We start from the raw sequence: 13,062 nt of genomic DNA on the forward strand, positions 1-13,062 counted from the left end.
AGCGGTTCTTGCGTCAGCTGGAAGACAGTGATGTGACGATAGGGCAGGTTATACGACAAATTCGATATCCTGCGTCGGGTCCGGATCGAGCCAGCCGGACCAGCCGAGCCGGGATTCGCCGAGCTTCGCCGGGGCCGCCTCGCCCTTGGCCAGGACATAGGCGTGGTCCCAGGCATAGGGCTCGCGGATCGAGAGCCGGATCAGGTCCTGCAAGGTGCGGAAGGCGTCGCCATCCGGCAGCAGGTCGTTGCACTGCGCCGCGGTGAGCGGTCCCAGCCTGATGCGGAACTTGCCCATGACGTCGCGCATGCTCTCGCCGCAGATCGTGCCGATGCCGAGCTCGCCATTGGGCCCGCCGAGCTCGAAGCGATCCTCCGGCGGGATGACGATCTCGCGCGGCACGAACTCCTCGATGGTGCAGGCAATGCCGAAATAATGCCGGACCACGCCGGCGACGATCGGCGCCGAATGGCTGTAGAGCGCCAGGATGCCGGCATAGGGCAGCAGCAGCGTGCGCGCCGGCAGCTCGTCGTCGGCCTCGGTGCCGTGCATGCCGAACAGGGCCGCGACCGCGCCCGAGATCGGGTCGGTGGCGCCGCTGACATAGCGATGATGATGGCGATAGTGCTTCCAGACGCGGAAGAGCAGCGCCAGCAGGCGGTGGTTGAAGAAGTCGGAGAAGTCGCGCAGCGCCCCGCCATCCTCGGCGAAGATGATGCGCTCGGTGAAGGCGGGCGGCAGCGGCGAGGACGGGCCGTGCAGGCCGAGCAGGTTGGCGACGACCTGCACCGCCTCGCCCGGCCTTTGCGGCAGCGTGACGGAGGCGAGTTCCTCCGCCGGGAAGCCCAGCGTCGGATTGGCGCGAAAGCGCACCCTCTCCTGGCCGGGCGCGGCGGTGCCGCCGATGCCGCCGGCTTGCGGAAACATCTCCTCCAGTCGCACGCAGAGCTCGAAGAACTGGATCGCCGCCGCGTCGAGCGGTTCGATCCCGCTCAGATCGCGCTCGTCGTCCCCGTCCTCAGCGGCCATAGGTAGTCGACCTTGCTTTCCGAGCCCCTGATCGCGAAGCGATGCAGGCTGTTGATGCTGGCATAGACCGAGAAGAAGCGCTCGAGCACGGAGCCGAGCAGGAAGAGCTCCGCCTCGCCGCCGATCTTGCTCTCGGCGGCGCTCAGCACGATGCGGCGCACCCTGACCGGCATGCCGCGCATCAACCCGTCCTCGACGCTGGATTCGAAGCTCTCCAGCCCCTCCAGCAGCAATTCGAGCCGGCGGCGGGCCTGCGCGTCGTGCACCGCGCGAAAATCGTAGCTGGCGATGATGGTTCTGAGCGCGCCGACATCGACGAGTGAGCCGAAATTGCGCGAGAGGTTGGAGACGAGGCGCCAGAGCAGGTTCTCGCCGATCGGCGGCGGCGCCTGCGGCGTCACCGACATGATGTTGGCGAAGGTCACCGTGGCCGGCGTCTCCGAGGTCGGCTGGTCGATGGCGCCGATGGCGAGCCGCTCGGCGAGCGCGCCGTTGGTGCAGGTCAGCGCCACCGAGACGATCTCGGCCGGCGGATTGACCGACTTGTCGGCGCGCGAGACGAAGGAGAGGTAATGGTCGACGCCGCGCCCGACCGTCGCCGGCCGCAGGCGCTCGCGGTAGAACAGCTTCTGGTCGGCAAGGCCCGGCGCGTCGTGGCGGAAGGCCTCGAAGGGCTCGTATTCGATGCGCTCGGCCCGGCCCTGGACATAGCCGACGACCTTGTCGACGCTGTAGATCGCGGCCCCCTGCTGGCCGCCCGGCGCGACGCGGTACTCGCTGCGCGAGCGGTCGATGCGGAGCGGATGCGCGTCATGGCCGAAGAGGTTGACCACGGGCGTGCAGTTCAGCCGGATATGCCCGTCGCCGATGCGGATCTGGTCCGGGAACGGCCGCGAGAACTCGAAGCTCAACGTCACCTGCCGCCCGGTGAACTGGGCCAGCCCGGCCAGGTTCTCGATGTCGACGAAGAGGAACTTGGCCGGGAAGGCGAGGTATTCCTGGATGTGGCGGAAGCCGATGAAGGCGTTCGCCGGATAGGGCAGCACGCCCTCGTCATCCTCGAAGCCGACGGCGCGCACCGAGTTCGCCGGCAGGGTCAGGCTCTCGCCGCCATCCGTGACCGCCGTGATGCTGCGGGCCGAGCGCTGCAGCCAGAGCAGCAGCGAGCGGCCGATCTGCGGCTCGCGCTCGGTGTTGAAGAACAGGCGGATGCGCCCGCCCGCGAGCGCGTGCAAGGTGCCGCGCCCGACCGCCTGCAAGGTCAGCGAGAGCCGCGCCGTGGTCGGCCGGTTCTCGGTCTCGACCTTGGCGATGGCGAAGGGCAGGACGTCGACGGGATAGCAGGTCCGGAAGCGGCAGGAGACGCCGTCGATCGGGCGCGAGGCCAGGGTCGTGCCGGAGGCGACGCGGACGGCCTGGGCGGCGCTCGCGGCGGCGTCGAAGGCGACCACGCTCATCGGCGGCAGCGGCCTGAGGTAATGCGGCCAGAGCAGCCGGATCAGGCCGTGGACCAGCTCCGGCATCTCGTCTTCGAGCTTCTGGCGCAGGCGCGCGACGAGGAAGGCGAAGCCCTCCAGCAGCCGCTCGACATCGGGGTCGTTGGCCTCGCGCGACAGGAAGCCGGCGAGCTTGGGATTGGCCTGGGAGAATTCCTGGCCAAGCTCGCGCAGATAGGAGAGTTCGTCTTCGTAATAGGCGTTGAGCGACATCGTTCGGGGCGCCTTCAGGTCCGCAGCCGCATTTGCCGGTCGCTGCCGAGCACGGTGTCGAACTTCATCGCCTCGCCCTCGTCGCCGACCTTGAGCACGGCGCTGACGCCGAAGGCGAAATCGCCGGGACGGTCGCTCTCGGGCAGCACCCGGACCTGGACCTGCGAGAGGCGCGGCTCGAAGGTCTCGAGCTGGTACCTCACGGCACGCGCGATCGCCGGAACGGTCTCGGAGGCTTCCTTCGAGATGTCGTTGAGGTCGGGCATGCCGAAATCGATGCGGATCTCGCAGCAGCCCTGCCTGGCATTCAGGATGCGCCGCACGCTGGCGAAGACGCTGTCGGCCAGCTCCCAGCGGTCGACCGCGCCGGGCTGGGCGGCCTGCCCCTCCACGGCGGTCTCAAGGCGTTCGAACAGGCTCTTGGAAAACATGATCTCGCCCAAGGCAGGAGAAGGCCCGCCGGGACGGCGGGCCTAAGGTGCGAGCGGGGCCAAGGCGCGCTTTCAGGCGCGCCCCGGCGCGGGGCTCACTGCTTGTCGAGCTTGCCCTTGAGCGAGAGCGTGAAGTCGGCGCCCATGTACTTGAAGTGCGGCACGACCGACATGCCGACCCGGTACCAGCCCGGCTCGCCTTCGACGTCCTCGACCATGATCTCGGCCTTGCGCAGCGGCCGGCGGGAGCGCACGTCCGCGGACGGGTTCTCCTGGTCGGCGACGTATTGGCTGATCCACTTGCTGAGCTCGTCCTGGAGCTCCTCGCGGCTCTTCCACGACCCGATGTTCTCGCGCTGCAGCACCTTGATGTAATGGGCCAGGCGGTTGATCATCATCATGTAGGGTAGCTGCGTGCCGAGCTTGTAGTTCAGCTCCGCCTGCTTGCCCTCGGCGGTGTTGCCGAAGTTCTTCGGCTTCTGCACCGAGTTCGCCGAGAAGAAGGCGGCGTTGTCGCTGCCCTTGCGCATGGTCAGGGCGATGAAGCCCTGCTCGGCCAGCTCGTATTCGCGCCGGTCGGTGACGAGCACCTCGGTCGGCACCTTCGACTGGACTTGGCCCATCGATTCATAGGTGTGGACCGGCAGGTTCTCGACCGCGCCGCCCGATTGCGGGCCGATGATGTTCGGGCACCAGCGGTACTGCGCGAAGGAGTCGGTCAGGCGCGTCGCGAAGGTGTAGGCGGCGTTGCCCCAGAGATAGCGGTCGGTGTCGCCGGCCGTGGTCTCCTGGTAGTTGAAGGACTTCACCGGGGTGGTCTCCGGCCCGTAGGGCAGGCGCAGCAGGAAGCGCGGCACGGTCAGGCCGAGATAGCGCGCGTCCTCCGTCTCGCGGAAGGCGTTCCACTTGGCGTATTTCGGACCCTCGAAGATCGACTCGAGGTCCTTGAGGTTGGCGACGTCCTCGTATTTCTCGACGCCGAACATCTGCGGGCCGGCCGAGGCGATGACCGGCGCATGCGAGATCGCGCCGACGCTCGACATGAACTGCATCAGCTTGACGTCCTGGTTGCCCGCGGACATCTCGTAGTTGGCGATGACCGCGCCGTAGGGCTTGCCGCCGAACTGGCCGAACTCGGCCGAGTAGATGTGCTTGTACAGGCCGGACTTGACGACCTCCGGGCTGTCCTCGAAATCGGCCAGCAATTCGTCCTTGGAGACGTTGAGCATCTCCAGGCGGATGTTCTGGCGGAAATCGGTGCGGTCGACGACGAACTTCAGGCCGCGCCAGGCCGATTCCAGCTTCTGGAACGATTCCTCGTGCAGGATCGCGTCGAGCTGCGCCGACATCTTCTGGTCGATGGTGGCGATCATCTGGTCGATGACCGCGTTGTTGATCTTCTCGTCCTTGCGCGCCGGCTGCATCAGCTCGGCGATGAAGGCTGCGACGCCGCGGCGGGCGACGTCATAGCCCTCGTCGCTCGGCTGCAGCTTGGTCTCGCCGAGGATCTGGTCGAGGATCGAGTCCTCGGTCTGGACGAGCGTCGCGCCCTCAGACTGGAGTTGCGGATTGTTCATGGCGATGTCCTGTCGATCAGCAAATCAGGGCGTCTTGTCCGGCGCCGGGCCGGTCAGTTCCTTGAGCAGGCGCTCGCGGGCGCCCTCGTCCTCGAGCACGCTCTGGATCGCCTTGCGGAAGGCGGGAACGTTGCCGAGCGGGCCCTTCATGGCGACCAGCGCCTCGCGCAGCTCGAGCAGCTTGCGCAGTTCCGGCACCTGGCGGGCGACCTGCTCCGGCTCGAAATCCTTCAGCTTGCCGAAGGAGAGGCTGGCCTTGACCTCCGGCGCGTCGGTGCCCTCTTCGAGCTTGTTCTCGACGGCGAGGTCGAGCTTGAGCTCGTGGCCCTTGAGGACGTCGTCGAAATTGTCCTTGTTGACGTCGACCAGCGCGCGCTCCTCGACCGTGCGGTCGTCGGGACGGCCGGTGAAGTCGCCGACCATCATCAGCTTGAGCGGCAGCTCGACCTCTTCCTTGGCGTTGCCCGTGCCGGGCTTGAACTTGATGTTGATGCGCTCTTTCGGAGCCACCGATACTTCCTTCGACATCACACTCTCCCCAGCTTCAATGGTGAATCAGTCAGCGGAACAGTCTTGCGGCCGTCGCGAGATCGAGCCGGACGAGGCGGAGCCGCGTCTCTTCCAGAGCGGTCCTGCGGCGATCCTCGAGGATCAGCCGCGGGGCGTCGGAATGGGTCAGCGCCCGGAAGCGCAGTTCGGCGACCTGGACCGCGAGCGCGGGCTCCCAGGCTTCGAGGTCATGGGCCTTCAGCATCGCCTCGAGATGGTCGAGCAGCGGCAGGGCCGCGCCGATCAGCCCGACGTCGAGGCAGAAGCGCGCCTGGGCGATCTGGCGCACGAGCCGGGTGCGGCCGCCGATCTCGCCGCGCGTCAGCTCGGCCAGCAGTTCGAGCGCGTCGGGCGCCTTGCCTTCTGCGACGAGCGAGCGCGCCGCACTGACGGCGCGGTCGACGCCGTCGCTGGGGCCGGCGGAGCCGCTGCCGCCGCCGCCCGCGCCGCTCTGCTCGATCCAGCTGCGCGTCGCCGAGTCGGCGAAGGGCCGGCCATCGTTGAAGGAAAGGTCGAGCAGCTCCGGGAGGCGCGTCAGCAGCAGCGACATGGCGCCGGCAACAGTCGCGCGCGCCGCCGCATGCTCGGGACCGAGCGAAGCGAGGATCTCCGCGGTCAGGCGGTGGCCTTCGAGCCAGAACGGCGCGGTCCAGACCAGCTCGTTCAGCGCGCGCAGCGCCTCGGCATTCTGGCCGGCGCCGCGCAGGGCCGTGACCGCGGCAAGCTCCTCCACCGGCGGCATGGCGCCGGTCTTGCCGCCCTCGTTCGGCGGCAGCTGCCGGATGCGCCACCAGGAGCCGATGCGCGACAGGAGATAGGCGCCGGGATCGGCGATGCTGCGCGCGATCAGCGCGGCGGAAAGCCCGCGCAGCGTGTCGGGCAGCTGATCGATCGAGGCAAGGTCGAGACTGGCGGGGACTGCCGCCGGCGCGGGCTGGGCCGGCGCGGCGGCGGGTGCCGGGGTGGGCACGGCCTCAGCCGGCGCGGGCGACGACGGAGCGGCAGCAGGCTGCGACGCCTGCTCCTCGCGCGCCTTGGCCTCCGCTTCGGCCCGGGCCTGCTTCTGCGCGATCTCTTCGAGGCCGCGGCGGGCCGCGTCGCGATGGGGCCGCAGCGCGCGCAGGAGATCGCCGTAGCCGACCTGCTCCTTGCGCAGCTTCGCGCTGGTCAGCGTGTCGATTTCGCCGAGCTGGTCGTAGGCGTAGAGCACGGCCGGCCAATCGCCCTCCGCGACCTCGCCCTCCAGCAGCGGCGCGACGCGGCCGACCAGCCATTCGAGCGCACCGACGCGGGCGCGCTCGCGTGCCACCGGCGGCTGCATGCCGTCCCAGTGCTCGGCGACGATGCCCTTGATGATGCCGAGGCCGACGGCGAGCCCGCGATAGCGCTCCTCGCGCGCCAGCGCATAGGCGAGCCAGACGCCGACCAGCAGGTCCTTGCCGCGCGTGCCGAGGATGGCGCTGGCGTGCTCGATGACCTGGCGCCAGTTCACGGCGGCGGGGCCATCGGTCTCCATCCGGCGCAGCTGGGCTTCGAGCTCCTCGAACTCAGGACCACCGCGCGAATCAGCCCCGGCAGGCGCGTCCTCGGACACGGCCGCCGCGCCGATCAGGATGCGTTGATCGAACGGAGTTTCGGTTTCTGACATCGACGCCCACAGCGGCCGCAAGACGCGCAAGCTCGGCCGCGCCGGACAGTGATGACCTCGGTTCTTGAAGCTTCGATGACTGTTGGATGACTTTACGACACCCTCCCCTCATTTGAGGCAGGGCGGTAAACAGAGCTTTATGAAACAGGTCAGGCCGGCTCGGCGAGCTCAGCGTTTTCCCGGGCGCCATTGAACGTCGCCAGTTCGCCCGGCGGGCCTTTGTAGCGCACCACGAGATAGGTCATGTCGTCGTGCTGGGGCGCATCGCCGACGAAGTCGCTGACCGCGTCGGTGACGCTGGAGACGACGATGTCGAGCGACTGGCGATGGCTCTCGGAGAGCGAGGCGAGCAGGCGGTCGACGGTGAACTCGTGGCCGTCCCCGTCCATCGCCTCGGAGATGCCGTCGGTATAGAGGAAGAGCGTGTCGCCGGCCGAGAGCGTGACCGCGCCCTCCTGGTAGACCAGCCCGGCCATGATGCCCATCGCCATGCCGCCGGTCTGCGGCAGCTGGGTGACTTCGCCATCCTCGCGGACCACGACCGGCGGGTTATGGCCGCCATTGGCGTAGTTCAGCACGCCGGTGCGCAGGTTGAGGATGCCGTAGAAGACGGTGACGAACATCTCCAGCGGGTTCTGCTCGCACAGGATGCTGTTGGTCTCGGCCAGGCACTCGCCGGCCGAGCGGCGCTCGCGGGCACTCGCCTGCAGCACGGTGCGCGAGATCGCCATGAAGAAGGCGGCCGGCACGCCCTTGCCCGAGACGTCGGCGATGACGAGGCCGATCTCGTCCTCGCCGATGATGAAGAAGTCGTAGAAATCGCCGCCGAGCTCGCGGGCCGGGCGCATGATGGCGCGGCCGGAATAGCTCGGGTGCTTCGGCATGCGCTGCGGCAGCATCGCGCCCTGCAGGGAGCGGGCGATGTCGAGCTCGGTCTCCATGCGGTGCTGCGACTTCTCCAGCAGGATGTTCTTGGCGGCGAGGTCGTGGGTGCGGGCCTCGACCTCGGCCTCGAGCTCCTCCTCCCGGCGCTGCACGTCGACCGCCATCTTCTGGAAGACGCGGGCGAGCGAGCCGAGCTCGTTGCGCTGGGCGGCGACATTCTCGATCGAATCCGGCTTGAACTTGCGGCGCTCGACATCGCGCGCCGCGAAAGTGAGTGAGGCGATCGGCACCGCGATCTGACGGGCGACGAGGAAGGCGAGGTAGATCAGGAAGGGCATCACCGCCGCGACCGCCACCGCGACCCAGATCGTGATCCGCTGGGTGCGCTCCAGCGCGGCGAGATCGTCGGCCGCCAGCCGGTCGACGAAGGCGGTCAGCGTTCCCAGCGCATCGCGCATCGCCTGCTCGTTGCTGGCGCCGTGAACGCTGAGCAGGGTCGCGGCGCTGGCCTTGTCGCCATGGAGCCAGGCCCTGAAAATATCCTGCGAGACCTGGCGCGAACGGTCGAGGCTGTCGATGAAGGAGGTCACGACCTCGCGCACGCCCTCGTTGGTGATCGAGCGGAAGGCGTCGATCGAGGTGTCGGCGAGCTTCTGGTCGATGGCGTCGAAGGCGGCGGCGGCCTTGGCCACGGTCTCCTGGCTCGAATCCGAGGAGATGCTGCGCACCAGCGAGCGGCTCTGCTCGAACAGCACGACCAGCGTCGAGACGTTCTTGTTGACCAGCAGCGCGTTGTCGAAGATCGAATGGCTGGCGCGCGACATCGAGGCGACGCCATAGACGGCCACGGACGCGACCAGCGCCGCGATGAAGATCCCGAGCGCGACCAGGCCGTAGAGTTTGCGCTTGACCGTCATTTTCACCGATGATCCTCGCGGCGCCCGTCCAGCCGTGCACAGGACCGCACCAATATGACAGTTGCACGCATGGTCAGGCGCGCTCCGCTGGGTAAGCTGAAGTTTTGGCTGATGCCGCGGCCTACTCGACCGTGACCGAGAGGCGCATGGTCGGGTGGATGGCGCAGCGCACGTCGACCTGGCCGGCGCTCGAGAAGGTGACGTTGGTGCGCGTGCCCGGGCGCTGCGCCTTCAGGTCGAAGGCGTTGCCGGGGCTCTCGGAGAAGACGTTGTGCGTGCCGGTGTCGTCGTTGAGGAAGACGATCTCGTCGCCGACCTTCAGCGTCAGCGTGCGCGGGTTGAACTGCTGGCCCTTCTGCGTGACGGTGACCTCCTTCGCCCAGGCGGGCGAGAGGCCGGCGAGCAGGGCCGCGACGAAAGCTCCGGTTCTGATCATGGCTGTTGCGCCTCCTCCGTGGGTGCCGTGCTGGCTGTTCTGGCATCGCCCGGGCCGGGCGAAAGCGTGCGCATGAAGGCGACGAGGTCGGCCTTCTCCTGTGCGCTCAGGCCGAGCGGGAACATGTCGGGCGACAGGCTGGGACGGCGCAGGCCGCCGCGATCGTAATGCTCGATCACGGCCTCCAGGCTGCGCACCGAGCCGTCATGCATGTAGGGCGGGCGATCGGCGACGCCGCGCAGGGTCGGCGTCTTGAAGGCGAAGGCGAGGCTCTCGATCTGCGGCTTGATCTTGCCGCGGCCGCGGTCGCTCGTCGCCGGCAGGCCGATGTCGCGAAAGCCCTCGTCGGTGAAGCGCCAGCCGGAATGGCAGGCGAAGCAGTTGGCCTTGCCGTTGAAGAGCTGGAAGCCGCGCAGCTCGGCCGGGCTCAGCGCCTTGTCGTCGCCGCCGACCCAGCGGTCGAAGCGGGTGGCGGGCGAACGCAGCGTGCGCATGAAGGCGGAGAGCGCGTGCGAGACCGTCTCGGGCGTGATGCCGAATTCCGGATAGGCCTTCTGGAAGTCGGCGACGAAGTCGGGCAGGCCCTGCAGGCGCGCCACCATGTCGTCGAGCGGCAGGCCCATGATGTCGGGCGAGGCGATCGGCCCGTTGACCATGCTTTCGAGCGAATCCTGGCGGCCGTCCCAGAGGAAGCTGCTCTGCCAGGCCATGTCGTAGAGCGTCTGCGAGCGCCGCGTCATCGCCACGCCGTTATCCGCCACCGGCCGGGCGCGCAGGTCCGACCAGGCGGCGCGCGGCTCATGGCAGCTCAGGCAGGAAATGCTGCGCTGGCGCGACAATTCGCGGGAGCGGAACAGCTTGTCACCGAGGCTGACGATTTCAAGCGAAGCGGCCGCCTCGGCCGGCAGGCTGGCCGGGCGGCGATAGGCGGCGCGCAAGGCGGCGGTGCCGGGGCGGTGGGCGAGCGCACGCGCCCGCTGCTGCTGCGCCTCCGGCGAGAGCGCCAGGCTCGCCTGCGCCAGCTCGGGCTCGCCTGCATCGACCATCTCGTCCAGGGTCGAGCAGCCGGCAGCGAGCGAGACCAGCAGCGCGCCCAGCAGCATGGCGACGCGCGGGCGCCGACGCGCCCTGCCCTGTCTCATGCCCTGTTCCTTGCCCGGAGCCTGGATCACCATCCCCTGCCCGCCCCTAGCCCAGGCTGCCATAGATGAGGCCGTGCAGGCCGTAATACATCGTGAAGAACAGCAGCAGGTAGCCGAGATAGGTCACGACAGCTTCCGAGCCGCCGATCATGAAGGACGGGATGTGGTTCTGCAGCACGCGATTGATGATCGTGTTGCCGTTGATGATCGTGACGGCCAGCGTGGCGATGATCATGCTGTGACCGACTGCGTCGATCTTGCCGAAATCGATGACCGCGGCCAGGAAGATCACCAGAAGCGTGAAAGCGACCAGCCTTTGACTGGTGCGGCCGTATAAAAGCAGGAAGGAGGCGACGAATTCTACGAAGCCGGCTAATATAAGATAGATGCGATGGTCGATGCCGAGGGTGATGCGCTCATGTTGCGCGAGCAACGGCATGGTCCACGCCCCAAAGGCCCATTTCTCGACGGAGGCCCAGAGCAGCGTCTGGGCCATGGCGACGTAAAGGATCGACAGCGCATAAGGCCGCAGCCGCTCGATCTTCAGCGAACGGATGATGAGATAGGCCGCTATTCCAAGAAAGAGCGGATAATCCATCAGGTGGAACAGGCCATAATCTGCGATGGCGATCCCGTAAAGGACGAAAATACCTAAGCCGGCTATCCAAACCGTCCGCCAGGACAGGGTCGTCAGCGCGAATAACAGCTGGAACCATGAGATCGCCTCGCTGCTCGTCTTCAGCTCCGGCGTCAGGATGATGCCGCCGATCGTCCAGAGGCACAGGAAGAACGCGCCAAGGCTGATCCGCAGGATGTCGCCCGAGAGCGGCTTCGCCGCCGCGAAGAGGTTCTCGACGATATCGGCCGGAATGACCGCCTCGATCGTCCGGTCGCAGAGATAGACCATCAGGATCAACAGGGCCGAGAGCGCGGCGATGATCACGAAGGAACCGGAGAAGACCTCCGGCAGCGCCGTCGGAGCGGCGGCGACGTTATAGGCCGCGAACCATTTGACATGGGCCTCGGCGCGCCCGCCGAGGCAGACGGCGAGCGGGACGGCCAGGAGCAGAGGCAGGACAGGCAGGGCCGCGAAATCGACGCGGCCACTCGACTTGGCAGGCAGCATCAGCTTCGACCTGCCCTATCCGGGGTTTCCGGCGCCGCGCCGGGAGAACAGGTCGCGGGGAAGACCCAATCCGGCCCGCTGCGCCGCAGCCGCTCCTGCTCCGGCCACCAGGCCGCGATGTAGGAGAGCACGGTCACGATCTCGTCATCGCCGAGCACGCCGCGGAAGGCGGGCATGCTGATGCGGCCGCCGGGCGCGCGCGCGCCGGCCGCGACCCGCTGGAACAGGTCGAGGTCGCTATGGTTGAAGGCGTGGCCGGTCTCGTTCAGCGCCGGAGGGAGGCTGGCATCGGCTTGCCAGCCGGGCGCGCCGGCGAGGAAGGCTCCGTGGCAGGAGGCGCAATGCTGGCGATAGAGGGCAAAGCCCGCCTCCAGCCGCTCATGCGAGAGCGGTTCGATGAAGCTGGCGCGCTCGACGCGACCGCGCTGCGCCAGCACGAGCCCACCGGCCGCGATCAGACAGACCAGCGCTGCGAAGGCCAGAATTCCGCCCAGCAGCAATGGCTGCTCGACCCGTACTTGCCGGGATTCGACCGAACCTCCCACTCTGGGCTCCAACACACCGGCGCTGTGCGGAGTTTCGGGTGAGTGGCGACGTGTTTCGACGTGCTTCGGCCCGGATGCGTCACCAGCAGCACATGACGCATGGAAAGCTGGCTTAGCAGCGGTTTTTAACTGTTATGTTGCAATGCCGCCGGACGCAGGTCTTCATCCTGCGACATATCGTTCCGTTACGACAGGTTTCTGACCGGGCACGCCTATGCCATAGGCGGCAGGTAGCGTGGGACGACGACCGAATCGGCGCCGGCTTCGAGACCCGCCGATCGACTTGGAACCTCAGCCCTCACCCTTCGAAACGCGATCCTACGGATCGCTCCTCGGAGCCTGATCGATAAAGAAAGCGATGATTTCAACGTTGTGAGAATTGAGCGCTCCGGCGCCGTCATCCCGGGCAAGCGCAGCGCAGTCCCGGTATCCATCGTAGAGCGCCGAGCCCTACGATGGATCCCGGAGCTCCGCTTCGCTCCGTCCGGGATGACGGCGCGTTGGGACCAGAGGAGAACCCCTTGAAATCGCGCAAGACGTTTCAAGCCCGCCTCTCAGGATGAGGGCTCTGGTTTCCAAGCTCTCTCTCAGAGCTTCTTGCCGTCCTTGTCGAACTGCTTGAGATAGGCCGTCAGGTCCTTGATCTCCTGCTCGTTCTTGATGCCGGCGAAGATCATCTTGGTGCCGGGGACCTTGGCGCGCGGGTCCTTGATGTAGTCGGCGAAGGTGGCATCGTCCCAGGTGATGTCGGCGTTCTTGTTGGCCGCGGAATAGCTGTAGCCCTCGACCGAGCCGGTGTGCCGGCCGAACAGCCCGTTCAGGATCGGGCCGACCGTGTTCTTGGCGGTCTCGCCGAGCTGGTGGCAGGCGCGGCACTTGTTGAAGGAGCGCTCGCCGGCGGCGACGTCCTGGGCGCTGGCGGAGGTCCCGAGCAGCATGGCGGCGGTCAGGAGCGTGGCGCCGGCAAGAGCGGCTTTGGCAAGAGCGGCTTGGGCAAGAATGGCTTTCATCATCTGTCCTTCGGTCGACGGGTAGAGCCGCACGAAACGTGCGGGAATCGGATAGGTT

12 protein-coding genes are annotated in these 13,062 nt (G+C 67.5%); all 12 read right to left on the bottom strand.

The features are described from left to right. Nucleotides 1-48: 48 nt before the first annotated feature. The 12 genes from tssG to DWF00_RS18065 all read right to left on the bottom strand — a co-directional run bounded on the left by tssG (nt 49) and on the right by DWF00_RS18065 (nt 13,007). Nucleotides 49-1,029 carry a type VI secretion system baseplate subunit TssG gene (tssG, locus tag DWF00_RS18010; RefSeq protein WP_114829103.1) on the bottom strand — a complete coding sequence of 327 codons (981 nt, stop codon included), beginning with the start codon at nt 1,027-1,029 and terminating at the stop codon, nt 49-51. Then, a complete protein-coding gene (gene tssF, locus DWF00_RS18015) occupies nt 993-2,738 on the bottom strand; it encodes a type VI secretion system baseplate subunit TssF (protein ID WP_114829105.1) in 1,746 nt (581 codons plus the stop codon). Before tssF ends, tssG begins: the two co-directional genes overlap by 37 nt. A gap of 14 nt (nt 2,739-2,752) precedes the next feature. After that, entirely contained in the window at nt 2,753-3,169 is a 417-nt protein-coding gene (tssE, locus tag DWF00_RS18020; RefSeq protein ID WP_114829107.1) for a type VI secretion system baseplate subunit TssE, read from the bottom strand. Nucleotides 3,170-3,264: 95 nt separating this feature from the next. Further along, nucleotides 3,265-4,746: a type VI secretion system contractile sheath large subunit gene (gene tssC / locus DWF00_RS18025; RefSeq protein ID WP_114829110.1), complete on the bottom strand. Its 1,482-nt coding sequence runs from the start codon at nt 4,744-4,746 to the stop codon at nt 3,265-3,267. 24 nt (nt 4,747-4,770) lie between these two features. Beyond that, entirely contained in the window at nt 4,771-5,274 is a 504-nt protein-coding gene (tssB, locus tag DWF00_RS18030) for a type VI secretion system contractile sheath small subunit (RefSeq protein ID WP_114829112.1), read from the bottom strand. Nucleotides 5,275-5,305: 31 nt separating this feature from the next. Continuing rightward, the gene (gene tssA / locus DWF00_RS18035; protein WP_114829114.1) at nt 5,306-6,943 is read right to left on the bottom strand and encodes a type VI secretion system protein TssA; all 1,638 of its coding nucleotides are present in this window, start codon (nt 6,941-6,943) and stop codon (nt 5,306-5,308) included. 149 nt (nt 6,944-7,092) lie between these two features. After that, the gene (locus tag DWF00_RS18040) at nt 7,093-8,745 is read right to left on the bottom strand and encodes a SpoIIE family protein phosphatase (RefSeq protein WP_114829116.1); all 1,653 of its coding nucleotides are present in this window, start codon (nt 8,743-8,745) and stop codon (nt 7,093-7,095) included. Between the two features lie 121 nt (nt 8,746-8,866). Continuing rightward, nucleotides 8,867-9,181 (bottom strand): cupredoxin domain-containing protein, encoded by a 315-nt coding sequence (locus DWF00_RS18045; RefSeq protein WP_114829117.1) that lies wholly within the window; start codon nt 9,179-9,181, stop codon nt 8,867-8,869. Then, nucleotides 9,178-10,323 (bottom strand): cytochrome-c peroxidase, encoded by a 1,146-nt coding sequence (locus DWF00_RS18050; RefSeq protein ID WP_147283684.1) that lies wholly within the window; start codon nt 10,321-10,323, stop codon nt 9,178-9,180. Before DWF00_RS18050 ends, DWF00_RS18045 begins: the two co-directional genes overlap by 4 nt. Before the next feature lie 46 nt (nt 10,324-10,369). Continuing rightward, nucleotides 10,370-11,449 carry a hypothetical protein gene (locus DWF00_RS18055; RefSeq protein WP_114829121.1) on the bottom strand — a complete coding sequence of 360 codons (1,080 nt, stop codon included), beginning with the start codon at nt 11,447-11,449 and terminating at the stop codon, nt 10,370-10,372. Further along, nucleotides 11,449-11,994 (bottom strand): c-type cytochrome, encoded by a 546-nt coding sequence (locus tag DWF00_RS18060; RefSeq protein ID WP_181832618.1) that lies wholly within the window; start codon nt 11,992-11,994, stop codon nt 11,449-11,451. The genes DWF00_RS18055 and DWF00_RS18060 overlap by 1 nt, the downstream gene beginning before the upstream one ends. A 587-nt stretch (nt 11,995-12,581) precedes the next feature. Beyond that, on the bottom strand, nt 12,582-13,007 hold the full coding sequence (locus DWF00_RS18065) for a c-type cytochrome (protein ID WP_114829124.1): 426 nt from the start codon (nt 13,005-13,007) through the stop codon (nt 12,582-12,584). Nucleotides 13,008-13,062 lie beyond the last annotated feature (55 nt).

This window comes from Allobosea caraganae (assembly GCF_003351345.1).
GTDB lineage: Bacteria > Pseudomonadota > Alphaproteobacteria > Rhizobiales > Beijerinckiaceae > Allobosea > Allobosea caraganae.